The following is a 24,879-nucleotide window of genomic DNA, read 5'->3' on the forward strand; positions in this document are numbered from 1 at the left end:
ATATGAACACACTGATGACGGTTGCCATTATCGGTGCAGCTGCTATAGGAGAATGGAGCGAAGGCGCTGTTGTTGTGTTGCTCTTTGCCATTAGCGAAGCGTTAGAACGCTACTCTATGCAGAAAGCACGTCAGTCGATCCGTTCACTTATGGATATTGCTCCCAAGGAAGCGCTAATTCGACGTGGTTCTGCTGAGATGACCATAAGTGTTGATGATATTCAGGTTGGAGATGTAATGATCGTTAAGCCAGGACAAAAATTGGCTATGGATGGAGTTGTAATACAAGGAACGTCAACGCTAAATCAGGCAGCAATCACGGGAGAATCAGTTCCGGTCGCTAAAACTGTGGACGATGAGGTGTTTGCCGGAACACTAAACGAAGAAGGGCTGCTTGAAGTCAGAGTTACCAAGCATGTAGAAGATACGACTATATCTAAAATTATTCATCTCGTGGAAGAGGCTCAGGCTGAACGAGCACCATCTCAAGCTTTTGTCGATCGGTTCGCAAATTACTATACGCCTGCGATTATGGTGTTGGCTTTGGGTATCGCCATTATTCCGCCTTTGCTAGGTGGGGACTGGGGAGACTGGATATATCGTGGGTTGTCCTTGCTTGTAGTAGGGTGTCCTTGTGCACTGGTCATTTCTACCCCGATTTCTATTGTTACTGCAATTGGGAATGCCGCGAAAAACGGTGTATTGATTAAAGGTGGTATCCATCTCGAAGAAGCTGGGCGCATTTCGGCTGTTGCATTTGATAAAACAGGTACCCTTACTAAAGGATTTCCGGAGGTAACGGATATTACTGTATTTGGAGAACATATTGAGAGCGATATGCTTTCCATTGCTGCTGTAATTGAAAAAGGATCACAACATCCACTAGCATCAGCAATTGTGCGCAAAGCGGAACAAATGGGAGCCGACCTCTCCATTTCAGTTGAGCACTTTCAGTCAATCACAGGGAAAGGCGTCAAAGCTTCGGTGGGACAACAGCTATATTATATTGGTAGCCCTAAGCTTTTTGATGAATTGGAAGCTGAGGTATCCAGTCCAATATGTCAACAAATTATCACGCTTCAGACTCAAGGGAAAACGGTAATGGTGCTGGGGACACAACACGAAGTCCTTGCCTTAATTGCGGTTGCCGATGCCGTACGTGATTCGAGTAAGGCTGTAATTAATGAATTGCATTCTATCGGTGTAAAAAAGACGATCATGCTCACTGGTGACAACCAAGCGACAGCTAACGCAATTGGGCAGCAGTTAGGTGTGGCAGAAATTAAAGCGGATCTATTACCTCAGGACAAATTGGATTACATTAAGAAACTCCGCAGTGAATACTCTCATGTAGCGATGGTGGGTGACGGAGTAAATGATGCGCCTGCACTCGCTGCTTCCACTGTGGGTATAGCCATGGGAGGCGCAGGTACGGATACTGCTCTAGAGACTGCTGATATTGCACTGATGGCAGATGATTTAAGAAAATTGCCTTACACAATCCGGTTAAGCAAAAAAACACTGTCTATTATCAAACAAAACGTAGCCTTTTCCTTAGGAATAAAATTGCTAGCGTTAATACTTATCGTTCCCGGATGGCTTACCTTATGGCTTGCGATTCTGGCTGATATGGGGGCAACTTTGATTGTAACCCTGAACAGCTTAAGGCTTTTAAAAATACAAAAACAAAAGTAATACGATCCGACCGCTGAAAGGCGGTTTTTTTTGTAACTGCTATACTCCTTACTTACAATTGAATTGAACTACCCTACTTGTTAGGTTGACGAAAAACAGCCGACTAATTAGTCGGCTGTCTACTTGAATTATAATATTGCGTTCTATTGGGTCTACAACAAACTTATGCTTCTAGCATTAATTAAAGCATGAAACTCTTAGAACGGCCAATGTACGAAAAACTAAGGGTTGAGTAACATGAATAAATCTCTAAAGAGATGGTTTTACTGTGCCGACACCAGTCAAAACTCAGTTATACAACTGTAATAGTCCCATAATACATATACATCCCACAATTGAAATGATATGTTCCAGGTTTCAAATCATCTAAAGTAATGTAGTTATCTCCCTTTTCAAGGTAAACATCAATATCTAGATCTGTAGACTCAACACTTTTTATACAAGTATAACCTGTTTTTTTTATGAAATTTATTTTTGTTGGAACACCGGCTTTGACGACAATATTTTCTTGGCTAAAACCATTGGATTTTACATCCACTGAAATAACTTGGTAGTCTGTATTTTCTTGATTTGAACTATGTTCATTACTTTGAGAAGAAACTACAGAGGTTCGATTATCATGATACTGATTAAATAGCAGCAAACCCACTGAAACAGTTCCAAAGGCTACCGTAATTATACCCGCAATAAAAGGTATGCTGATCCCACTACTTTTTGTTTTATTGGTTTTAACTGCATCTAAACTTGTTAATTGAAGAACAACACAAAATATAAGGATAAATACGATATCAATAAACAATGCCATGATATAGGTGAAACCAAGCATAGATCCGAGCATGGCTCCCATCATTCCACCCATGATTCCAGCTAACATGCCATCTAACGATGCCAGTACACTAATAGGCTTTCCTGTAAAGTAACCGATCCCCAAACCGAATAAAATAGCGATGATGGAAGGGACAGCCAAGTCGTGATCAAACACAATACCTAGTTGAAAACCAAGGGCAAGACTAGACATCATTCCGATGCTCATGGCAATCATCATTCCAGGCATACCTTTGACTCTATCCTTACGTCTATAGGTATTCAGCACGACGTATCCGGACAAAACGATAATCATTACTATGCTTAATAATGTAAGTAACATTATAATAAGCCTCCCGATATATAAAATTTTAAATAATCATGTACTACACATTGTAGTGCATTTACAAAAAGAATACAGTTTAAATTCGAAAAATTCAGTGATTGTTCAAAAAAAATCCGGTATTTGCACATAGTTATAGACAAATGTACATTGAAGTTCTCGACTTTTGATAAAAAAAGTAGAGAGAACGGATATACAGTATAGGACTGATAAAAAATAGAGAATACATTTCCATTTATTTTTATAACAAAATTATATAGATATGCTTACCGATATCCTCTAATATCTGTATCAATTGTTTTCCGATCCCTTGCCGCGAGGATCACGATGAATTTAAATGGAGAGGTCACCGACACCGTTATAAGCGCTTCTTGAGCTATATGAATTGATAGAATCCCAACCTACCACTAGACTATTCTGTTCGGCTACAAGTACTGAGTAACGCCCCTGGTGCTTGTTAAACCATTCTGACATGTAAGCTTCATCTTTGATATCTGTTTCTAGCGTGGCAATGCGGTCTTCAATACCTTGGTTATAGATAGTTAAAATCCTTCTCAGAGCGTCTTCGGCAGCTTGCCGCTGAATTATCATGTTGATCAATCCTATATTTTGTTGTGTATATGTTTATATATCACAATGTAATTTGAAATGGGAAGGGGATTGAAAAAAAACATTTGCATTTTGCAAATAATAAGGGTATAACTATAACAAGAGGTGAGGTCATTGGAAAACAACGTAAGAGAGATGTTTCAGATCATGACACGACGTTTTGGAATACTGGATAAAAACTGCTGCACCGCAGGAGGGCTGGATATTTCACTTGTTCAAAGTCATATCATTTATGAAATTGATCGTAAGCCTAATCCATCCATTCAGCAGGTGGCAGATGCACTCTCCATTGACATCACGACGTTTAGCCGCCAGGTTCAAAGTCTCGTAAAGTTGGGTTTGGTTCAAAAAACGCCTTTACATGAAGATCGACGGATTTACATCTTATCCTTGACTACACAAGGTAAGTTTGTTGCTACGGTCATTGATGAGCAGATGAATGATTATTTAAAAGAAGTCTTTTCGCATATGTCTGAATTTGAACGGGATATGGTGATTAACGCCGTCAAACTGTTAAATGAAAGTATGGCAAAATCAAGCGTATGCTGTACACCACTGGGATAGTACTTATCCCGTTTATTTTATAAAATACTTGCAAAATGCAACTAATTATGAGGAGGAAACTAAAATGATTAAACATATTCCTGTGAACCAAGTGAGCTGCTGCGAAGCACCAGTACAAGAGAAGGGCAAATTACCTGTTGTAATCATTGGAGCTGGACCGGTTGGTCTTGCGGCAGCAGCACAACTCATATCAAAAGGTGAGCCGTTTATGTTGTTTGAAGCTGGAGATGAAGTGGGGGCAAACATTCGAAAATGGGAACATGTACGACTGTTCTCGCCATGGCAGTATAACATCGATAAAGCTGCTAAAGAGTTGCTGCAAAAGGCGAATTGGGTTGCTCCACAGAACGAAACAATCCCAACGGGTAAGGAGGTTATTGAGCATTATCTAAAACCTTTGGCTGCGCTACCTGAAATAAGTCCAAATGTGCATTTGAATACGAAAGTTACCGCGATCAGTCGTAAAGGGTTAAGTAAGGTGAAAACAAATGGGCGTGAGAAACTGCCGTTTGTGATCCATGTTGAACAAAGCAGATCTTCGTTTATTTATGAAGCGCGGGCTGTTATCGATGCGTCTGGGACATGGTCCAATCCCAACCCGCTTCGTTCAGACGGTGTATTTTCAGAAGAGGAAATAGCACTAAAAAGTCACATTTCATATGGCATTCCTGCGGTATTAGGAAAAGAGAGAAATCGTTATAGCGGAAAGAAGGTGCTTGTTGTAGGGAGCGGACATTCTGCGATTAACACGTTGCTTGAACTTGCCCGGCTTCAAAAAGAGGAGTCGGGAACTGAGATCGTTTGGGCTATTCGCAAATCAAATATTGAGAATGTTTATGGCGGACGAGAATTAGATGGGCTTCAGGCAAGGGGAGAACTGGGTAATCGGATTCAAAAAGTGGTTGAATCCGGTGCAGTAAAGGTCCTGACAGCATTTCATATTGAAAAGCTCCAAAAACAAGGTGAACAGATCCAGGTTTCCGGAACCATTGAAGATGAACAACTGGTTATTGATCACATCGATGAAATTGTAGGTAATACAGGTTCTCGCCCTGACTTATCAATGGTGCGAGAAGTAAGGGTATTAACCGACCCAAGCTTAGAATGTGTTTATGAACTTGCACCATTAATTGACCCCAATGTACACAGCTGCGGTACAGTTCGACCACATGGCGAAAAAGAACTCCGTCAACCAGAAAAGAACTTTTATATCGTAGGTGCCAAAAGTTATGGAAGAGCGCCAACCTTCCTCATGGCAACGGGATATGAGCAAGTCAGATCCATTGTAGCAGCACTAGTGGGAGATATGGAATCAGCGCAAAAAGTAGAACTGGAACTGCCGGAGACGGGGGTTTGTAGTCTAGGTGCGAGTAGCACGGAAAGCTGCTGTGAACCGGTTCAAGTGAAGGAAACAACTTCGGATTGCTGCTCACCTTCAAAAACGGGAAAAGCAGGATCAAATTCTTGCTGCTGATAATCAAGAATGTAGAGCTACTGCACCCGAATCGTGATGCAGTAGCTTTTTTATAGAAGGAGGGAGAAAAATGAAAAACTTGGTATATGATTGCATCGTTATTGGTGGTGGTCAATCCGGTTTGGCAGCAGCCTATTACTTACAGGAAGCTAAACGGAACTTTATCATCCTTGAAAAAAGTGAAGAGCATTTAGGATCTTGGGCAAATTACTATGATAGCTTAACGTTGTTCTCACCTGCACCGTATTCCTCATTGCCAGGACTCCCATTTCCAGGCGGTGCAAATGTTTATCCGACCAGAGATGAGGTTGTTCAATACTTAAAGTCTTATGCGGCTACATACCATTTTCCCATACACTCAAGGCAAGAAGTAATCAAAGTGGATAAGGAAAGTAATATCTATACAGTCCATACCTCAAGCGGAGAACAGTTTCGTACACAGTCCATCATTTGTGCAAGCGGGGCATTCGTGAATCCTCATATTCCAGACATTCCTGGCATGCATGAATTTAAGGGGGAATTGCTTCATGCGAAGGACTACCGAAATGAGAAAGAGTTTAAAAACAAACGGATCATTGTTGTGGGAGGAGGCAATTCGGCGGTCCAAATAGCGGTTGAACTTGCTAAGACGGCGCATGTAACGATTGCATCCAGAAGCCCGATCAAATTCAAGCCGCAGGTTATTGCAGGGAAAGATATTCACTTTTGGCTAACCATACTTAGGCTTGATCAATCCAATTGGGGCAAACGATTATTGCAAAAAAGCAGTGACGGTGTCCTTGATACCGGTATCTATAAAAATGCTATCGATCAAGGTAAGCCGGATGCCAAACTGATGTTTAAAGCTTTTACGGGAAATGGGATAGTGTGGGCAGATGAGACTCGTGAAAATGTGGATACCGTTATTTTTGCCACAGGGTATATTCCGAATTTCGAATATCTTAGTGGATTGAATGTTCTTGACGCATCAGGTGTACTTTTAAAACAAAGCGATGAAAGAATTCATTTTGTAGGTATACCGTGGCAGACCTCTTTTGCTTCTGCGACGATTCGAGGCTCAGGGAAAGATGCGAAAAAAGCTGTACATTCGCTTGTGAAAAGATTGTGAGCTATCGAATCTCAGGAGGATGTTATAATTGGTGATTATAACTATTCTTGAGGTGACTATAATGAAGGGCACACTTTTGTATACCGCAGCACAACTTAATGATGCAATTTTAAAACAATAGCACGTAGAGGTATATTAGCATGATGAATTATTAGATCAAGGTGGAGTCATTGAGTATCAAATTAAAGATATAGTTAAGATAAAAGACGGTCATTATTTTATGAAGTCAAAATGTGAATTTCTAGTTCGTGAGTAAAGTCGGTATTCTTTATTGCCGACTTTTTTGATGCACTAAAATCCTTTATATTCGTGATTGCTTATATAAGTGGTTTGTTATATGCTTATATCATTAAATGAAGCCGACAAGACTAATCACAGGGGGTGTACATATGGAACAAAGAATTCAGGAGATGGCTGAGGCGTATAAGTTATTTGCTGATAAAACACGTTTGACCATAATAGCGCTACTTCAGGAACAGGAACTTTGTGTATGTGATATCACAGACATTATTGGCATGTCACAACCAAACGCCAGTCAGCATCTTCGAAAACTAAAGGCAGCCGGTTTCCTTAATGAAAAGAAAAAAGGGCAGTGGGTCTACTACTCTCTTAATCCAGATGCAGAAGCATATGTTCAGTGTGTGTATCCGTATCTGCCATCCATGAAAGAAAAAATAGCAGGATTGAAAAACTGCTGCGGTCCTCAGGAGGAAGCATGACCATTATCGCGATATTAATCTTTTTGCTAACACTGACTTTTGTGATTTGGCAACCTAAGGGACTTAATATTGGATGGTCAGCTGGAGCTGTCCTTGCACTTCTTTTTGGAGTCGTGAGTCTATCCGATGTAGGTACGGTTACAGGGATTGTATGGAACGCCACGCTTGCTTTTGTAGCTATTATTTTAATTTCACTGATTTTAGATGAAATTGGATTTTTTGAATGGGCTGCTCTACACATGGCAAGGCTCGCAAGAGGTAATGGCAAGCTGATGTTCGTTTATGTTGTGCTGCTTGGGGCAGGGGTGGCAGCGTTCTTTGCAAATGACGGAGCCGCACTGATCTTAACGCCCATTGTGCTTGCTATGGTCCGAGCGCTCAAATTTGATCAAAAGATGATTTTACCTTTTATTATCGCTAGTGGTTTCATTGCAGATACAACTTCACTTCCGCTCGTCGTGAGCAACCTCGTCAATATCGTTTCTGCCGATTACTTTGGTATTGGCTTTGTGGAGTATGCAAGTCGTATGATTGTTCCGAATTTCTTTTCAATATTTGCAAGTCTTCTGGTCCTGTTCTTGTTCTTTAGAAAGAATATTCCAGGGAACTACGAAGTCAGTCAGCTCAAAAAGCCAGCCGAAGCGATCAAGGATAAGAAACTGTTCAACATATCTTGGGTGATCTTAGTCGTACTACTGATTGCTTACTTGATGAGCGAGTTCATTCAAGTTCCGGTGTCTGTTATCGCTGGGGTTATAGCCATCTTGTTTATATTAGCTGCAAGGCGGAGTCACGCTATTCAAACATGGAAGCTCATTAAAGGAGCTCCATGGGCAGTCGTGATTTTCTCCATTGGTATGTACGTGGTCGTTTATGGACTGCGAAATGTGGGATTGACAGATGAACTGGGGAAGGTCATTCAAGCTATTGCCGACCAAGGGCTCTACATCTCCACACTGGGTATGGGCTTTCTAGCTGCAGTATTGTCTTCGGTTATGAACAATATGCCGACGGTGATGATTGATGCGCTTGCTATTGATGGAACCAGCACGCAAGGTGTCATCCGGGAATCGCTGATTTATGCCAATATTATTGGCAGTGACTTGGGTCCCAAAATCACACCGATTGGATCGCTCGCCACACTTTTGTGGCTACATGTACTGTCCCGCAAAGATGTAAAAATCACGTGGGGAAGTTATTTCAAAATCGGAATTGTGCTCACCATTCCAACGCTCTTTATCACGTTAACAGGACTGTATTTGTGGTTACACTTGATTCATTCAACAAACATAAACGTTTGGTTAATGATTGCCGTAATCACAGTAGCATTGGTTGTTGTTGCTGTGATCATAAAAACGTTGATTAACTCAAAAATGAGCGAAGCGAAAATACAAGTAAGCCAAACCAAAGACAAAGGAGATCAATAATCATGAACAACAAACCACTTGTTTACTTTTTGTGTACAGGAAACTCTTGCAGAAGCCAAATCGCCGATGGATTTTTAAAGGCACTTGGTAGTGACAAATATGAGGTGAGAAGTGCTGGGTTAGATCCACATGGCTTAAATCCTCGTGCTGTTCAAACGATGAAAGAAGCTGGAATCGATATTTCGAGTCATACATCCGATGTGATTGATCCTGAGATTTTAAAACAAGCAGACTACATCATCACGCTTTGTGGTCATGCTAACGATAATTGTCCAGTTGTACGTAATGATAAAGCTGAAAGATGGCACTGGGGCTTCGAGGATCCAGCCAAGGCGACAGGTACAGAGGAAGAAATCACAGCTACATTTGCTGAGGTTCGTGATTCAATTAAAGCTCGCATTGAGCAATTCTTGAAAGAAGGTAAGTAAAATGGATCATGCCGAAAAGAAATACCATGCCCTTATTGCTGAACAAGTATTTATGGGCGGAGCTGCCGACGTAGAGGCAATGGTTCTGAACGAAGGCATTGAGGTCGTGGTGGATCTTCGGGAGGAAGCAACAGAGGGCGCGTATCCAGCAGATCATGTGAAGTGGGTAAAAGTTCCGCTTGATGACAACACGAAAGAAAACGAAGCCGAACTTTTTAAACAAGCGATTGATGAGGTTGTTGGAGCGTATAACGCCGGTAAGAAAGTTGCTTTTCACTGTGGGGGAGGCAAGGGTAGAACGGGGACCGTCGCAGCTGGAACACTGTTAGAACTAGGATTAGCCAGTACAATTGAGGATGCTGAGTTAAAGGCAAAACACATCAGAAGTATCATTAATATTAAACCAATTCAAAAGGAATTATTAAATAAAATATTCTGAAACAAGGATTTTAATCATTACGCTAACGGGAAGCGATGGCCTAATAAAACTAAGAAAGCAGCTGATCAATATGATCGGCTGTTTTTGTTCATCTAACGGACATTTTAACAGAACAACTCCTTTATACATAAAACTCACCCATATGAGGAAAAATAAAAAATTCCAACTATGAGGTGATTGCATTTGATAAAGCTAATTTTTTGACAATCGTTTTAGCGCTCGGGTTATCTTCGCTAATCAAAACTCCAGCTAAACGAGAAGAAACTCTGTCTGTATAACACACAACGCAATGCTCGTTAATCCAGAACACTCTTCGTCAAAATATCGCGACAACCTTTTGTACGCGAACCTCCACGTGTTACCGATCCAAGGTTCGGATAATCTTAAGGCTGAATTTATTTTAGAAATGACAATGATGAAAAGAGAGTGGCCAGAAACAGTTGGAATGACGTTTCAACGAAGTCTTAATGGATATAAGGTAGATGATATTGATGTGATTACTACTTAGTGGAGTGGATCATCACGTATAATAAGTTCAATCAATAGCTCTATCGGGTGGTTATTAAGATATTCACTGATATGTCAGGAAGAATTGATCCTTTCTTGAACGTTTAGGGGCGAATACGTGACCGTCATTGAATTGTTTAAAGTCAAAGATATAATAATTTTAAATATTAGATTTTGCAGTTACTTGGAGCGCACATCGAACCGACCAATCGGGAAGTTTACTGAGCAGTGGTCACTTTTGCGAATTACTTTGTGAAATATTTCTCTTTTGTGGGTGTTGAGCTCATTGACTGGCCAAACCTGATATCGAATGTAATGTAGGGCAAGTGTTTCAGAAATCTAGCAACATCTTAGTACAATAATTAAACGGATTTTGAAGGGAGGCAGGGAAGAGATGAGCATTGACACGGTACTGTGGAGCAGGCTTGTGACAGGGATGACCCTGGGGTTCCACGTCATATTCGCGACGATTGGCGTCGGTGTGCCCCTTATGATCGCTATTGCGGAGTTTGTAGGTATTCGCAAAAAAGATAACCACTACATCTTGATGGCAAAGAGGTGGTCGAGAGGTTTTGTTATTTCTGTGGCAGTTGGTGTGGTGACAGGTACGGCGATTTCGCTGCAACTAGCCTTGGTATGGCCTAATTTTATGAAGCTGGCAGGGAACGTGATTGCACTGCCATTATTTATGGAAGTGTTCGCTTTCTTTTTTGAAGCGATTTTCCTAGGCATTTATTTGTATACGTGGGATCGCTTCAAAAATCCATACATACATTGGCTGCTCACGATTCCGATTGTCGCGGGAGCAGGAATGTCCGCGGTCTTTATCACAACGGTGAATGGATTCATGAACCAACCTGGTGGATTTACGATGGAAGGAGGACTCTTCACAGCTGTTGACCCAATTCAAGCAATGCTGAATACAGCCACGTTCTCCAAGGTGTTCCATGTTTTAAGTTCCGCCTACTTAACTGGTGCTGCGCTGTTAGCAGGAATTGCGGCTTTTACGATGCTGAGAAAGGGCGTATCTGGATACCACAAAAAAGCTCTGAAGCTAATGATGGCTGTTGTGATGTTGTTTGGGTTACTCAACACATTAGCCGGAGATGTCTCCGCTAAATTTCTAGCCGAACATCAGCCGGAGAAGCTGGCTGCTGCAGAATGGCATTTCGAGACCGAAAGTGGTGCGGATCTGATTCTGCTAGGCTGGCTTAATGCAGAGCATGAAATTATAGGGGCGCTTCACTTGCCGAAACTTCTCAGCTTTCTGGCTTTTGGAGATTTCAACTCAGAAGTGACGGGGCTAAATGAATTTCCCCTGGATGAGCAGCCGCCGCTACTTGTGCATTATTTGTTTGACATGATGGCTGGAATCGGATTTGCGTTGCTTTGCATCTCCATGTTGTATTTTCTGTTTGTATTCTGGAAAAAACGTAATGAAGTTAACAAGTGGCTACTGCGGATTATTGCTTTGGGCGCGCCACTCGCATTTTTAGGGGTTGAGCTAGGATGGTTTTACGCGGAAATCGGAAGGCAGCCATGGATTATCCGAGGATATATGCGCGTAGAAGAGGCGGCTACGACATCACCAAGTGTAAGAATTCTTTTCTTCCTCTTCTCGTTGTTGTATATCGTATTGGGTACCGTGTGTGTTCTCGTACTTCGACGCCTATTCAAAAATAATCCAGCTGAAACTGAGATGGAGAAGTGGATGCAGCATGTAGGCGACAAAACAACGGTAAAGGGTGAGCACACACAATGAGTTACGAGTTGATTGGAATTTCGGTGCTCTGGTTGTTCTTGTATGGATACTTAATTATAGCTTCGATTGATTTTGGAGCAGGGTTCTTTGCCTTTTATGCACGATTGACGAAACAGGACCATTTGATCAATCGCCTGATTTCCCGTTATTTATCACCCGTATGGGAGATCACCAACGTGTTCTTTGTTTTCTTTTACATCGGCATTATCGGTTTCTTTCCAGATACGGCCTATTATTACGGCTCAGCTCTAATCGTTCCTGGCAGCATTGCCGTTGTTTTGCTCGCCATTCGGGGTTCGTTTTATGCTTTTGAAAATTATGGATCGAAAAACAACATCGTATATCTGTTTTTATATGGCGCTACGGGTTTGCTGATTCCTGCATCGTTGTCAGTGGCACTGACACTGTCTGAAGGCGGTTTTATTTTGCAGCAAGGTGAGACGGTTTCCCTGAATTATTGGGCCCTGTTTACCAATCCGTTATCTTGGAGCATCGTAGGGCTGGCCATCGTATCCGTTTTGTTCATTAGCGGCTCATTTCTAGCCTTCTATGCCTCTAGGGCAGAGGATCACGCTGCGTTAAAGCTGATGCGCACTTATGCACTGTTCTGGAGTACGCCGACGATTATCATCGCGCTCACTGCATTCATCTATTTAGGTCAACACAATGAACGCCATTTTCAAAATATGATGGATTTATGGTGGCTGCTCGCGCTTTCGGTTGCATTCTTCATGGTCGCCATGTGGCTGTTATATAACGGACGCCGTTACGGACTAGCATTCATATGTGTAATGCTGCAATTTTTCTGTGCCTTCTTCGCTTATGGCATTGGTCAGTATCCGTACATTCTTGACCCATATATTACGATTCAGAACAGCGTCACTTCACCATCGATGGGCTTCGCACTCGTTGTTGTGTTTATCGGCGGGATGTGTCTGTTGATACCGTCTCTGATTCTGGTCTTCAAACTTTTCCTGTTTGACGCGGATTATGTGAAGGGCAAACGAAAGTAGTTTCTTCAAGAGTGCATGTGTGGGTGTACCCTCGCATGCCATAAACACCAAGGAGGGGAAGAGTTGAAGAAGAAGAGAAAGAACAAAGGCATCATTTCTCAACAAATGTCTTTACAGCGAAATCGTCTTGTTCTCCTTGCGGTCATGTCGACCGCACTTGGCGTTGCTATCGTGAGTCAGGCTGCACTTCTGGCCGAAGTGGTACAGCGGATTTTCGTGGAGAAGTCGTCTTTTACTTCTGTTGCCATGTTGCTCGGCATATTGTTGTCCGTCATGGCTCTACGCACGGCGTTGTCGTATGCAAACGGAAAAGTTGGCTTGCAGATGGCGGCGACTGCCAAGACGAATATGCGAGCAGCCGTACTGCAGAACTTGATCCATGCTTCAATGTCGTCAACTCTTCACGGGCAAACGGGTGGAAAGGTGAGTGTCGCTTTGGATGCAGTAGATGAGGCTGACAGTTATTTCAGTCAGTACATGCCACGTATGCTGGAAGCCGCAATCATTCCGATTTTAATTCTAATCATTACATTCATCGAGCACCCCAATTCGGGATGGATTATGTTATTTACCGCTCCGTTTATCCCGCTGTTCATGATTCTTGTGGGACTACGAACAAAAAACAAATCAGAAGAAAAATATGAGCAATTGGCTGAGTTTTCCGGTACTTTTCTGGATTCGCTTCAAGGGCTGGTTAGCTTGAAAATATTTGGACGGGCCCATCATCAGAAGCGGGTCATCGAACGCAGCAGCCTAGGTTACCGTGATGCTACGATGGATATTTTAAAAATCGCTTTTACGAATACGTTCATGCTGGAATCGATTGTCATGCTAAGCATCGGCGTTATCGCTCTCGAACTGGCCATTCAGCTGCTCGTCTTCAAATCCATGTCGTTTCACACCGCCTTTCTGGTATTGTTGCTAGTTCCAGAGTTCTATACCTTACTGAAGAATACCGGAACGGCTTTTCATAGCGGGAGAACGAGTATGGGGGCGATTCGCAGAGTTGAAAAGTTGCTGGTTGAAACGGACGACGATCGAAATACACAAACTGAGGGGGAACTGGGGGCACATCCAAGCAGTAACCAGGCCCTAAAAGAACTGTCGCAAGAGTACGAGACATCTCATGAAAATCTATTACCCCTGCCACCAACCATCGAACTGGATCATGTCCGTTTTCAGTATAGGAGCGATTCATTTGAGCTTCAAACGAAGAAGATCTCGATTACTCCGGGAGAACATATCGCCATTGTTGGACAAAGTGGTTCAGGCAAAACAACCTTGTTACATCTCATTGCTGGTTTACTGAAACCAGCGTCAGGCAAGGTCCTTATCAACGGAAATTCAGTCACGACACATGATGAGTCTGCATGGTTCGAGTACGTTAGTTATATTACGCAACACCCGTATATTTTCGCAGGTACGTTCGCTGATAATATTGCCATCGGTACCCGCCGAGACGTGTCTCGAGAGGAAATCGAGCAAGCAGCGGTGGACGCAGGGCTTGCTGCGGTTGTTGCTCAATTCGAACAGGGGTTTGATACCTTTGTGGGCGAAGGCGGCAGGGGGCTCTCTGGCGGGGAGAAGCAAAGGCTTGCTCTGGCAAGGGCTTTTCTGAAGCGATCTGCCATTATATTGTTTGACGAACCTACAGTTGGACTTGATTTACAAACCGAGCGTGTGTTGCAACGCTCCATCGCTACTTTGGCAAAAACAGCGACGATGATTACGGTGGCTCACCGATTATATACGATTCAACAAGCTGACAACATTTTATTTATGCAGCAAGGAGTGTTGGTCGATTCCGGATCACACGCTGAACTGCTGGAACGCTTGCCGCAGTATGCCGAAATGGTCGATCTTCAACGAAAAGGGGGATTCGCGTGAGCGAACTGACTATTTTATCAAAAGCGATGCTTGGGGAGCGAAAAGACATTCTTCTTTCCATATTGGGAGGATTAATTGCCGGCATCGCTGGTGTGGCTCTTTTTTCCGCAAGTGGATACATGATTTCACAAACCGTTTTTGCGCCGCCGCTTTATACATTAATTGTGCTTACTTCGTTGGTCAAACTCCTTGGTTTCCTTCGAGCGGCGAGTCGTTACGCAGAACGCTTATATTCCCATCGTGCGACGTTCTCCATGCTCAGCCGTTTGCGTACATCCTTTTTTGCCAAATTGATCCCACTAGCACCTGGTGTGCTGAATAAAAAGCGAAGCGGGGATCTGCTAGCTCGAATCGTCGGCGATGTTGAAAGTTTGCAAAATTACTTTTTGCGGGTAGCTTATCCGCCAGTGATTGTGGTCATGGTCTTTCTGGCTACGATGCTGTTCACTGCTTCATTTTCAATCTGGATTGCGTGTTTGTTCGTACTTGGAATGCTGGCAACGGCACTGATTGTGCCTGGAATCGTTTTGTTAGGACAGCGAAAAACACAGGGGCGCGTCCGTAAACAGCGGGCACAACTGTCAACAGAAGTTACGGAGGTGTTGTACGGATTCCGGGACTTGAAAGTATACGGACAGATGGCACAGGGCGAACAGAAGCTCCAGCACATCTCCGCAGCATTAGCAGCTGAGCAGCAACGTGCAGCAGGGAACTTGTTGCGTGGTCAATCGATACATGCCTTTGTTACGTTTCTGATTTCATGGGGAGTGCTGGCGCTTGGCGGCTATTTAATCATGGATGGAGCGCTTGCTGGCGTATTTTTGGCCATGCTGGTGATGGCCTCATTAACGGTATTTGAAGAAGCGGCGGCCATGGCAACATTACCTGTGTATAAGCAGGATAGCGAGCATGCGGCCAAACGTTTAACGGAAACGGTAGTTGCCTCCGCCACGCTGTCATCACAACAACCGATCGGAAAAGTGTCCACGGATCATCCCGCCTCGATCGAACTATCTGGAGTTACATTTCAATATGAGGGGGAATGGAGGCCAGCGCTCAAAGAAATCTCATTGCACTTTCCTGCAGGTTCCAAAACAGCGATTGTTGGGCCGAGTGGGTCGGGAAAATCAACGCTAATCGATTTGATTCTGAAACTTCGTACACCAATGGCTGGAGATATTCGATTGAACGACGTTTCGATGGATGAACTGAATGAGACGAGCCTTTGGGAAATGGCGAATGTTGTATTACAACAAAATCATTTCTTTCGGGGAACGATTCGTGACAATCTGCTCCTCAGTCGTGGAGATCATACCGACAAGCATTTGTTGGACGTACTTGCCAAAGTTCAATTGTCCAGGATTTCTTTAACGGATCTAGTGCTCGAAAAAGGGGAGAATTTATCCGAGGGCGAGAAGCAGCGTATCGCTCTGGCTCGGGCTTTACTCCGTCAGGGAAGAGTATGGCTATTGGATGAACCGACCTCCTCCCTGGATTACGTGACAGAACAAAGGGTGATGACACATCTATACGAACAAGCAGCCGGAGATACGCTATTGCTGATCTGTCATCGGCTTACCGGATTGGAACAAATGGACCGGATCGTCGTCATGGAGCAAGGCAGAATTGTAGAAACGGGATCGTATGCAGAATTAATGATGCAACAAGGCTATTTCTATGAAATGAAGCAGATCGAACGGCAAATGGTTGGAGGAGGTGCAGAGACATGATCCATGTTCATAAACGAATTTTGTTGGTAGACGACGAGAGCCGAATTCGTGCATTGCTGAAGAAGTATTTGGAGAAAGAGAACTTCATCGTAGAAGAGGCCGATAGTGGGGGAGAAGCCATTCGGAATTGTTATATCAATGGTGGAAATTATAATCTCATGGTGTTGGATTGGTTGCTTCCTGACATGAGCGGCATTGAAATTTGCGAATATATAAAATACTACCATCAGGGCCTTCCAATTGTCATGTTATCCGGGCGTTCGGAAGAAAGGGATCGACTCGAAGGCTTTAGAGCAGGAGCTGATGATTACGTGGTCAAACCATTTAGCCCAAGAGAAGTCGTACTGCGAATCCAAAGCATTCTGGCTCGGATGGAGGGAACGTCCTTTTTTGAATTCAACAATCCTTCAGACAGCGAAATTCTGATTTCAGACCTTATTATTCAGCCTTCCGCTCGACGTGTTCTGGTGCATAAGAGCGAAGTTCATTTAACGCCAAAAGAATACGATCTGCTCTATTTTCTGGTCACGCATCAAGAGACCGCCTTTTCAAGGGAGGAATTGCTTAAAGAAGTATGGACGTCGTCCCATCAAAAGATTTATGATCAACGTACGGTAGATACCCACATCAAGCAATTACGGGAGAAGCTATTTTTTCATTCTCCTAAAGGAGACGAGTTCATTCGGACCGTATGGGGATACGGCTATATGGTCTGCAGTACAGATAAGACGTAGCCATAACTAGAACAAATGAGCTAAATCATTAGAATCTTGCTCAAATCTTACGAATTGCAATTCATCATATTTATAGCTAACCAACCATTATAATAGAAGAACACTTCGAATGTTAAGGTGCGAACACGATGAGTTATTTTGATTAGATATCTATCTAATGAATATTCAACAGTTCTTTAAACCATAGGAGGCCGCCGATCAACATGAACGGTGGTCTTTGTTCAACTAACGGGAAGGTTAGTTCAATGAAATGAAGCATAACAGTGGTCATAGCCCCGTCAAGTAGACAATAAAAAAGAGATTTTATCAAGCGGCGACTTTTTCACAAACTCAATCGGGGAGAGGTCGCCCAGTTTGTTTTGGAAACGTTCCATGTTGTAAAACGAAATATACTCCGTAATTTGGCTCCTTGCTTGCTCCGGATTCTGAGGTCTCTCCAAATACAACTTCTCCGTCTTTAAGTGGGAGAAAAACGACTCAATATAAGCATTGTCATAGCAGTTTCCACGCCGGGAATGACTTCCTGTAAGCTTCTTCTCTTCCAGTAACTTGGCATAGGTTTGTGTTGTATACTGAAACCCTTGGTCCGAGTGGAGCAAAGAAGGTCCACATTTCAGTTTCTTCACTGAGTCCGTAACGAGTTTTAAGTCATTTCGCTCAGATAGTTCCCACGCTACAATTTCATTGTTGTACAGATCCATCACCACGGAGAGATAAGCAAAATCATGCCCAATCCGGACATATGTAATATCCGTCACGAGCTTCTGCACAGGAGCTGTCGCTGAGAATTCCCGATTTAGGACATTACGGAACAGAACGGACGGTTTCCGGCCAGCAAATTGGCGTTTCTTTCGAATCACGGAACGAATCTGATGTTCTCTCATTAAGCGGCGTACCTTTTTGTGATTCACTACAAGGCCTTCTTTGCCTAACGCGGTTCGCATGCCTTTGTAGCCGAAATAAGGATGAAGGCGATGAATGCCTAAAATATGTGCCTTTAGATCTGCATCCCGATCTGCTCGTTTCTCTCTAAGGGCAGCATTTTTTTTCCATTTGTAGTAACCTGCTCGCGAAATTCCAGCCAATTTACACAGCAAAACCACAGGTGCCCTCGTGCTTATTTCTCGAACGGACTGGTACCGGACTTCGAAATCCAACTTTCCTCTCCGTGCAAATTTGGATTGAGCTTTTTTTAGATATTCTACCTGTGCTTTCAGAAAAGCATTTTCTTCTTCTGCACTACTAAAATGCTTCTTCGTCCAACGTCCATGGTAATCCTCGAAACTTTCTCCATTTTGGCTTTTACGAAACGAACCCATGTGATAATCTGGCTCTCACTCTCAATCCCAAACTTTGTCATGATCCGACTGTACGCCCAACCTTCTTCCACTCGCAGACGAACGGCTTCTTTCTTCGTTTCTTCGCTTTATCGATTAAAGGTATGGCCTTTCTTCGCTGACATAACAAAAATCCCCTCCGGTATCCAGTGTTTGAGTTCATTGTAACATGTCCTCTTTTTTCACTGTCTACCATGAGGGGATAATACCAGCAGGGAATATTTTTTTTGATAATTTCACTTTTATTCCTCCTATTGTTTCAAATATGAACGCATGTGCTTTTATTCATCTATCTACCAATATGAAGGTTATCGTTTAAATGTAAATAAAAATCTAGGAATATGTATATTAAAAGTAAAGAAGAGTGCTTGTCACGTACACGAGTGCTCATTTTTTGAATAATGTCTGGATTAACCTAGAAAGGGTAGGGCATTGTTCAAAACAACACCCTACCCTACACACTTAATTCAGCGGATCAGTATTAATGATGCTCATGAAGAGCCCAGTGAGGTGCCTCATAATGATCATGATCACCGTGTCGATCATAATGTCCAGGTATTGAGATCCAATGGTATCCGTGTGGGATATGTCCTTGTGGTGGTTCACCTGAGAGAGTTTCCATTTTTCCTTCATAATAACCAGTATGCGCTTCTTCATGTTGCGCTAAGTCAAAATGGCCATTGTGAAGTCTCACTTCGTAATGCTCAGGGATGGAAATTTCTTGCATAAAAATCATCCTTTCAAATGGGAGTCAAGACATATTATTGTTAACTGATTATTTTTTAATTCAAGGTTAAATTTGCTAGTCAATTTATTACGAAAACAACAAAATCTTAGATTTATGGAACAAAGAGATGTTTGATTTATCTTTAAATATCATTTGCATAACTTTCATTCATATGGTGGACATTAGAACCATCCATACAATAAAAAAAACCCATAATTGTATGAGTGATTGCCGCATATAAGGAGAGAGCAAATGTCCAGTTATAATGAAAGTCATGATCATACACACAGTCATGGACAATCAGCTAACAGAAAAGTACTTTTAGTCTCATTATTGTCATAACAGGTTATATGCTTGTGGAGGCATTTGGTGGATTTATTACGAACAGCTTAGCCCTACTATCGGATGCAGGGCATATGTTGTCCGATTCTATTGCACTTGGTGTAGCACTGCTTGCATTTACCTTTAGTGAAAAAAAAGTAAATACCGGGAAAACATATGGTTACCGTCGTTTTGAGATTTTAGCAGCTGCATTGAATGGCATCACTCTAATTGTGGTTTCTCTGTATATTTTCTTCGAGGCTATCAACCGATTCATCAGTCCGCCAGAAGTTGCTACATTAGGAATGCTAATCATCAGCGTAATTGGTTTGCTAGTTAACATCTTAGTTGCTTGGGTGATGATGCGCAAAAGCGATACCGAAAACAATTTAAATATGCGTGGTGCCTACCTTCACGTTATCAGTGACATGTTAGGTTCCATCGGCGCAATAGCGGCGGCCCTGCTCATGATGTTCTTTAACTGGAGCTGGGCAGACCCTCTTGCAAGCGTTATTGTTGCAGCTTTGGTTCTACGTAGTGGATACTATGTGACGAAGTCAGCATTAAATGTATTAATGGAAGGAACACCGGCTAGAACAAGTTGACGGTGTTAAAGGAGTGCATGACGTACACGTGTGGTCGATCACCAGTAGCTTTAATGTCCTGACGGGCCACGTCGTCGTAGAAGGAAATCAGAATGTATATGAAACTGAAGTACTCCTACAGAAGGTTGAACATATGCTTGAACATAAAGGGATTAAACACGTGACTCTACAAGTTGAATCAGAAAAACATTTGCATGATTCTTCTGTCTTATGCGTTGTCAAAGCAGATCAGCCTGATGCACATGCTCATCATAGTCATTGATTACCTTGGATTTGTAAGGGCAAATTAATATACTAGCGAGGTTTGTTCCTAATGAAGGAACAAACCTCGTTTTATTTCTAGTTTCTTCCTCAATCATTGGATACCATAGATGAACAAATAACAATCTACAAGTGAATATATGAAAGAACTTTTCAATAGAATTATTAAATATTAATTTTCCAGTTCAAAAGATAAAGTTGATACTTTGTTTGGAATTTTGTCGAATTCACCTCGTTGAATGAATACATGTTCATATGATAGTCTAAACAAGAAGATTCGTCAGGTATGAATGACTGTGGCTGGCGCGATACTTAAATAAAAGGAGGGTAGTGAATGCGTAGATATACAGTATACATGTCTCTACTTACTATAATCCTGATTCTGTCAGGGTGTAGTACACCAATGGCTGGAACAGGGGGTGTTTCGGATATGCAGATCAAGGTTGAACAAGAATCTGAGGATGAATCCCGTATTGAAGTAATTCTCGATGAGTCGATCATTAGTGATGGTTCATGGGTTATGTTTGAGATATGGAGCGCTGAGACTAATGGTTCCGTATGGCTCCAAGCTGCCTATGAAGGTGAAGGGATATACTCGACAGAAACGAAATTGTTATCAAGCAATGACTACACATTATTGGGGCACTTTTATGCCGCTGGTGGATTCCACTTTTCAAGACAGTATGACTCTACAGTAAATTAAATGACTTATTTTATCCCTAGGAAGGTGGGCTCATTCTTCATGAACATCCGTAAATCAACAATACTATTGGCTCTGATTATATCTTTTAGTTTTCTTTTTTTGTTTCCATCTAACTCATATGCACATACCAAGCTGGAATCTTCTTCCCCAAAAGTCGGCGAGGTGGTCACAACGAATCTAGATGTGATCACACTTCAATTCAACACAAAGATTGAGGTGTTAAGTTCGTTTAAATTGTTGGATGAACGAGAAAAAGAAGTCCCATTGGATTCTACTGAAATTAAGGATAATACCATGATCAGGCACATCAGTACAGGAAGCAGTCTTGAAAACGGGAACTACACGATTAAGTGGAAGATTGTTGGTAAGGATGGTCATCCTATTGAAGGAGACTACCCATTTCAAGTGAATCTTCCTATTCAGCCTCCTGTGAGTGATGAAATAGCAACGAATGACATGACCCCAAATAATCCGCAAACTACTCCTGAGTTTACATCGACTGCACCATCTGAAGGTGAAGAGTTAACTCAGAATTCATCCAACTCTAATGCTTTGTGGTATTTTGCTATTGGATTAGCTGTGATTTTGATAATTATTGATCTTTCCAGACGATTTGTAAGAAGGAGAAAATCATGAACTGGTATTGGTTAGGAGAGCCATTTCTTTACATTTTTTTAGCATTATTATTGGGTACGATAATCCTTCCACGAATCCATCCTAATATTCAGGTGCCTAAAATGAAAATGGTTTGGGTCGTTACAGGGATCATTATATTCTCATTTTTTCCGGTTCTTCGGATTATTGTTTTTTTCGCAAATGACACAAACTGGTTCATCATATTTAGAAGTGTTATGCTTTCATTTGCAGAAGGAAAAGCATATATGTGGACATTGATATTCTCAATCTTGTTCATGATGATGATTTTCACGAAAAGACAAATGAGTCGTGTTCACACAGTGGCACTATTACTGATAGCGATTGGGCTTATAGCTACTTTATCCTGGTCAAGCCATTCTTCTTCCTATTTTGGGATGGTCGGTTTTTGGAATCATTTCATTCATTTGTTCTCTGTAACGATTTGGGCGGGGATTTTGATGGTCGCTGGTAGATACATGCCGAATAGCGCCGATAACTGGAAAGCATTTCTTTCTTGGTATCATCCATTTGCGGTAGTAGTGATGATCATGATTCTTCTTTCTGGCCTCTTTCTAAATTTCAGAACGGATCCAGACTATGTTAACTCATGGGTTACTTCGTACGGGCAAGCATTACTTATGAAACATCTATTAATTGTTCCACTCTTAATAATGGCCTTTTTCAACGGGTTTATAATGAAACGCAGAATTAAAAATAATGCCCATTTCAATCCTAAAACATGGCTAATGGCAGAAGGTATTTTAATTTTGGTCATTTATATCATCACCGGTTTTTTGAATCAACAACCAGCACCACATGAACTGAACCCCGAAACCATGAAACTATCTGCTTCAGGTTTGTACAATTGGTTTAACCAGGGAGGTCCCATCTTGTACCCTGTTCAGTTTCATGTTCAAACCTTTACAGTATTTATGTATCTATTGGCCTTGGGTACAATTATCGCCATGTACGTCGTTTTAAAACAAAATAAGAATGTATATGCAGCTGTGGCCTTTGGTGTATTATTTAGTCTAGTGTCATTTGTTGGCTTCATACATTCCGTATCCTAATTTAGTCCGAGAGATTGCAAAAAAATGCTGAGACAGATGACTATTCTTATCCAGGATGATTACCTTTTTAACTTAAATTTCCTGGTACAACAGTTCTACGGTGAGAGGTTCACCGAGTCAGAGCGTGATGTCAGAGAGTCATACCCACGCATTGAAGCGATTAATCCTATGACCAACAAGAATTAAAAGAATGGAGAAAAAGTAGACGAGCCATACAACAATATACTACAGTGTGTAGGGTTACAAATTTTTAATCTTTTTTGACATTCAATAACAGATATTCACCTTCAAAGGAGGAGTAAACTTTTGAAAAGAGTATTTATGATTGCCCTTGGTGCTATATTTATGTTCTCTAACATAGAGTCTGTGTCGGCAAACGAGGTACGTATTGAGACAGAAGTAAATGAAGTGATAGGCACTCCATACCGTCTGGGGGGGACAAGCACTTCAGGATTTGACTGTTCTGGCTTTATTTTATATATTATGAACAAGTACAACATTGATTTGCCGCGCACTTCACAAATGCAAGCGAAATCGGGGATTAAGGTTGAGATGGAAGACCTGAGAACAGGTGACCTTGTATTCTTTAATACGAGCGGGCGAGGAATTTCACATGCTGGTATTTACATCGGAGACAATTCTTTTGCTCATTCCTCAAGTAGTAGGGGAGTTACAATTAGCCGGCTAAGTGAAAAGTATTATAAAGAGCGGTATGTGACGGCAAGAAGAGTCGTTTCACAAAATAACTCCAACAAGATGACAAAAGAAATGCATTAGTAACAGCGTTAGAACTGGATTGATCGACAGGTGATCCGATCTAAATATAAAGTCATGTGTAAAGAACTACAATATGTAGTTCTTTTTTTGCTGCATTTACCCCACAATCGACTAGAAAAAATATAGCTGAAGAATAAAGCATCTGTCAAAGATATAATTAAAGTCCTTGAAAAGACTTCATGACCCCGCTTTTTATGGGAAGGTTTAGATCATGTTGCGGACGATGCGAATTCGTCGCACGACACTAAATTCCACAAAGCTAAAGCCAATCTAGAATATAGGGAATCCAAAAATATAAGTATCTGCTCACAATAAGACCTGCGAAAATAATTAGCAATGTCAGTATACAAAATGAAGTCATTAGAGTAATTAAGGCTGTACTGTCTAACAAATAAACAATTGAAGTTGATCTGTCCTTCCATTATAGAGACTTCAAATGGTACAACCTGTCGCTTGGTGAACCCATTATCCTCTAAATCGTGATTTTTTTTGCTACTGGTTTTAACGTGTTGATTAATGGATAGATATTATTGAGGCGTTTAAAGAAGGGGAGATTGAGCACTCGGAGGGGGTATCTGTAGCCGAGGGGCTTTATTTCGTTGGTTTACCATGGCAGACCTTTTGAGAATACAATGGTTGGATGGGGTCAATATGTTACTCAGATGAATTGAGCAGAGTTAACTATATTCATCTATGTAACATATCTTAATCGTAATCCTTTCGTTTTTTTGACCTTTACTATAAAATAAGTAGTAATGGTGAATAGGAAGGTGATTTATAAGATGACCAGAAAGCCACCCTTATCGAAGATTGTGATACTACATGTCTTGGCTCTCAGGATGATTATAAACAAGCTAAGACTCAAATGATTGAAGAACATGTGGCAGTTCAAGTGGCAGACTGGTTTAAGGCATTTAGTGATCCTACTCGAGTTAAAATAATACATGCTTTATTACAGAGAGAACTATGTGTTCATGATCTTACTGTTCTTCTTGAAATGGGACAGTCCGCGATTTCTCACCAGCTGCGTTATTTAAGAAATATGAGAATCGTTAAGCGCCGAAAAGAGGGAAAGACTGTTTTTTATTCATTAGATGATACTCATATTGAACAAATATTCACACAAACTCTTCAGCATACTATGCATGAAAATTAAACATTAAAGGTATCTGCTTATGGCAGGTGCTTTTTTATTTTGAT

Annotated in this window: 21 protein-coding genes and 2 pseudogenes; 19 read left to right on the plus strand and 4 right to left on the minus strand. The window is 41.7% G+C overall.

Features of this window, described 5'->3' with window-relative positions; all coding sequences use genetic code 11:
- On the plus strand, nucleotides 1-1,694 hold a 1,694-nt coding region (locus P5G61_RS21300; protein ID WP_301248431.1), incomplete at its 5' end, for a heavy metal translocating P-type ATPase.
- Between the two features lie 292 nt (nucleotides 1,695-1,986).
- Here the strand turns inward: P5G61_RS21300 and P5G61_RS21305 are convergent.
- Together P5G61_RS21305 and P5G61_RS21310 are read right to left on the minus strand one after the other, a co-directional pair.
- Nucleotides 1,987-2,841: a cupredoxin domain-containing protein gene (locus P5G61_RS21305; RefSeq protein ID WP_175393891.1), complete on the minus strand. Its 855-nt coding sequence runs from the start codon at nucleotides 2,839-2,841 to the stop codon at nucleotides 1,987-1,989.
- Nucleotides 2,842-3,174: 333 nt separating this feature from the next.
- A complete protein-coding gene (locus P5G61_RS21310) occupies nucleotides 3,175-3,432 on the minus strand; it encodes a GNAT family N-acetyltransferase (protein ID WP_175393890.1) in 258 nt (85 codons plus the stop codon).
- 153 nt (nucleotides 3,433-3,585) lie between these two features.
- Between P5G61_RS21310 and P5G61_RS21315 the strand changes: the two genes are divergently transcribed.
- The 12 genes from P5G61_RS21315 to P5G61_RS21370 all read left to right on the plus strand — a co-directional run bounded on the left by P5G61_RS21315 (nucleotide 3,586) and on the right by P5G61_RS21370 (nucleotide 17,242).
- Complete coding sequence (locus P5G61_RS21315) at nucleotides 3,586-4,014, plus strand: MarR family winged helix-turn-helix transcriptional regulator (RefSeq protein WP_029881704.1); 429 nt, start codon at nucleotides 3,586-3,588, stop codon at nucleotides 4,012-4,014.
- Nucleotides 4,015-4,078: 64 nt separating this feature from the next.
- Nucleotides 4,079-5,488: an NAD(P)-binding domain-containing protein gene (locus tag P5G61_RS21320; protein ID WP_175393889.1), complete on the plus strand. Its 1,410-nt coding sequence runs from the start codon at nucleotides 4,079-4,081 to the stop codon at nucleotides 5,486-5,488.
- A 70-nt stretch (nucleotides 5,489-5,558) separates the two neighbouring features.
- Nucleotides 5,559-6,596: a flavin-containing monooxygenase gene (locus P5G61_RS21325; protein ID WP_175393888.1), complete on the plus strand. Its 1,038-nt coding sequence runs from the start codon at nucleotides 5,559-5,561 to the stop codon at nucleotides 6,594-6,596.
- A 389-nt stretch (nucleotides 6,597-6,985) separates the two neighbouring features.
- Nucleotides 6,986-7,315 carry an ArsR/SmtB family transcription factor gene (locus P5G61_RS21330; RefSeq protein ID WP_175393887.1) on the plus strand — a complete coding sequence of 110 codons (330 nt, stop codon included), beginning with the start codon at nucleotides 6,986-6,988 and terminating at the stop codon, nucleotides 7,313-7,315.
- Nucleotides 7,312-8,742, plus strand: a complete 1,431-nt coding sequence (locus P5G61_RS21335) for an arsenic transporter (protein WP_301248433.1) — start codon at nucleotides 7,312-7,314, stop codon at nucleotides 8,740-8,742. The genes P5G61_RS21330 and P5G61_RS21335 overlap by 4 nt, the downstream gene beginning before the upstream one ends.
- Nucleotides 8,743-8,744: 2 nt before the next feature.
- The gene (arsC, locus tag P5G61_RS21340) at nucleotides 8,745-9,170 is read left to right on the plus strand and encodes an arsenate reductase (thioredoxin) (protein WP_024634574.1); all 426 of its coding nucleotides are present in this window, start codon (nucleotides 8,745-8,747) and stop codon (nucleotides 9,168-9,170) included.
- 1 nt (nucleotide 9,171) lies between these two features.
- Nucleotides 9,172-9,609, plus strand: coding sequence for a protein-tyrosine phosphatase family protein (locus P5G61_RS21345; RefSeq protein ID WP_029881670.1), 438 nt, complete (start codon nucleotides 9,172-9,174; stop codon nucleotides 9,607-9,609).
- 901 nt (nucleotides 9,610-10,510) lie between these two features.
- Nucleotides 10,511-11,878 carry a cytochrome ubiquinol oxidase subunit I gene (locus tag P5G61_RS21350; protein ID WP_024634575.1) on the plus strand — a complete coding sequence of 456 codons (1,368 nt, stop codon included), beginning with the start codon at nucleotides 10,511-10,513 and terminating at the stop codon, nucleotides 11,876-11,878.
- Complete coding sequence (locus tag P5G61_RS21355; RefSeq protein WP_024634576.1) at nucleotides 11,875-12,891, plus strand: cytochrome d ubiquinol oxidase subunit II; 1,017 nt, start codon at nucleotides 11,875-11,877, stop codon at nucleotides 12,889-12,891. The genes P5G61_RS21350 and P5G61_RS21355 overlap by 4 nt, the downstream gene beginning before the upstream one ends.
- Nucleotides 12,892-12,996: 105 nt before the next feature.
- On the plus strand, nucleotides 12,997-14,778 hold the full coding sequence (gene cydD / locus P5G61_RS21360; protein ID WP_029881671.1) for a thiol reductant ABC exporter subunit CydD: 1,782 nt from the start codon (nucleotides 12,997-12,999) through the stop codon (nucleotides 14,776-14,778).
- Nucleotides 14,775-16,508, plus strand: coding sequence for a thiol reductant ABC exporter subunit CydC (cydC, locus tag P5G61_RS21365; RefSeq protein ID WP_024634578.1), 1,734 nt, complete (start codon nucleotides 14,775-14,777; stop codon nucleotides 16,506-16,508). Before cydD ends, cydC begins: the two co-directional genes overlap by 4 nt.
- A complete protein-coding gene (locus tag P5G61_RS21370) occupies nucleotides 16,505-17,242 on the plus strand; it encodes a response regulator transcription factor (RefSeq protein WP_024634517.1) in 738 nt (245 codons plus the stop codon). The genes cydC and P5G61_RS21370 overlap by 4 nt, the downstream gene beginning before the upstream one ends.
- Before the next feature lie 278 nt (nucleotides 17,243-17,520).
- Here the strand turns inward: P5G61_RS21370 and P5G61_RS21375 are convergent.
- Nucleotides 17,521-18,704, minus strand: a pseudogene (locus P5G61_RS21375) (IS3 family transposase).
- Nucleotides 18,705-19,060: 356 nt separating this feature from the next.
- Nucleotides 19,061-19,306 carry a hypothetical protein gene (locus tag P5G61_RS21380; RefSeq protein WP_024634529.1) on the minus strand — a complete coding sequence of 82 codons (246 nt, stop codon included), beginning with the start codon at nucleotides 19,304-19,306 and terminating at the stop codon, nucleotides 19,061-19,063.
- Between the two features lie 252 nt (nucleotides 19,307-19,558).
- Between P5G61_RS21380 and P5G61_RS21385 the strand changes: the two are divergent.
- From P5G61_RS21385 to P5G61_RS21410, 6 genes and pseudogenes are all read left to right on the plus strand, one after another.
- Nucleotides 19,559-20,494, plus strand: a pseudogene (locus P5G61_RS21385) (cation diffusion facilitator family transporter).
- A 333-nt stretch (nucleotides 20,495-20,827) separates the two neighbouring features.
- Complete coding sequence (locus tag P5G61_RS21390; protein ID WP_024634528.1) at nucleotides 20,828-21,196, plus strand: hypothetical protein; 369 nt, start codon at nucleotides 20,828-20,830, stop codon at nucleotides 21,194-21,196.
- A gap of 39 nt (nucleotides 21,197-21,235) precedes the next feature.
- Nucleotides 21,236-21,832 (plus strand): copper resistance CopC family protein, encoded by a 597-nt coding sequence (locus P5G61_RS21395; protein WP_024634527.1) that lies wholly within the window; start codon nucleotides 21,236-21,238, stop codon nucleotides 21,830-21,832.
- A complete protein-coding gene (locus P5G61_RS21400) occupies nucleotides 21,829-22,902 on the plus strand; it encodes a copper resistance D family protein (RefSeq protein WP_024634526.1) in 1,074 nt (357 codons plus the stop codon). The genes P5G61_RS21395 and P5G61_RS21400 overlap by 4 nt, the downstream gene beginning before the upstream one ends.
- 306 nt (nucleotides 22,903-23,208) lie before the next feature.
- The gene (locus P5G61_RS21405) at nucleotides 23,209-23,679 is read left to right on the plus strand and encodes a C40 family peptidase (RefSeq protein WP_024634525.1); all 471 of its coding nucleotides are present in this window, start codon (nucleotides 23,209-23,211) and stop codon (nucleotides 23,677-23,679) included.
- An 802-nt stretch (nucleotides 23,680-24,481) separates the two neighbouring features.
- Nucleotides 24,482-24,835 carry an ArsR/SmtB family transcription factor gene (locus P5G61_RS21410; protein ID WP_029881674.1) on the plus strand — a complete coding sequence of 118 codons (354 nt, stop codon included), beginning with the start codon at nucleotides 24,482-24,484 and terminating at the stop codon, nucleotides 24,833-24,835.
- Nucleotides 24,836-24,879: the final 44 nt, after the last annotated feature.

This window comes from Paenibacillus vandeheii (assembly GCF_030433635.1).
Classification (GTDB): Bacteria; Bacillota; Bacilli; order Paenibacillales; family Paenibacillaceae; genus Paenibacillus; species Paenibacillus vandeheii.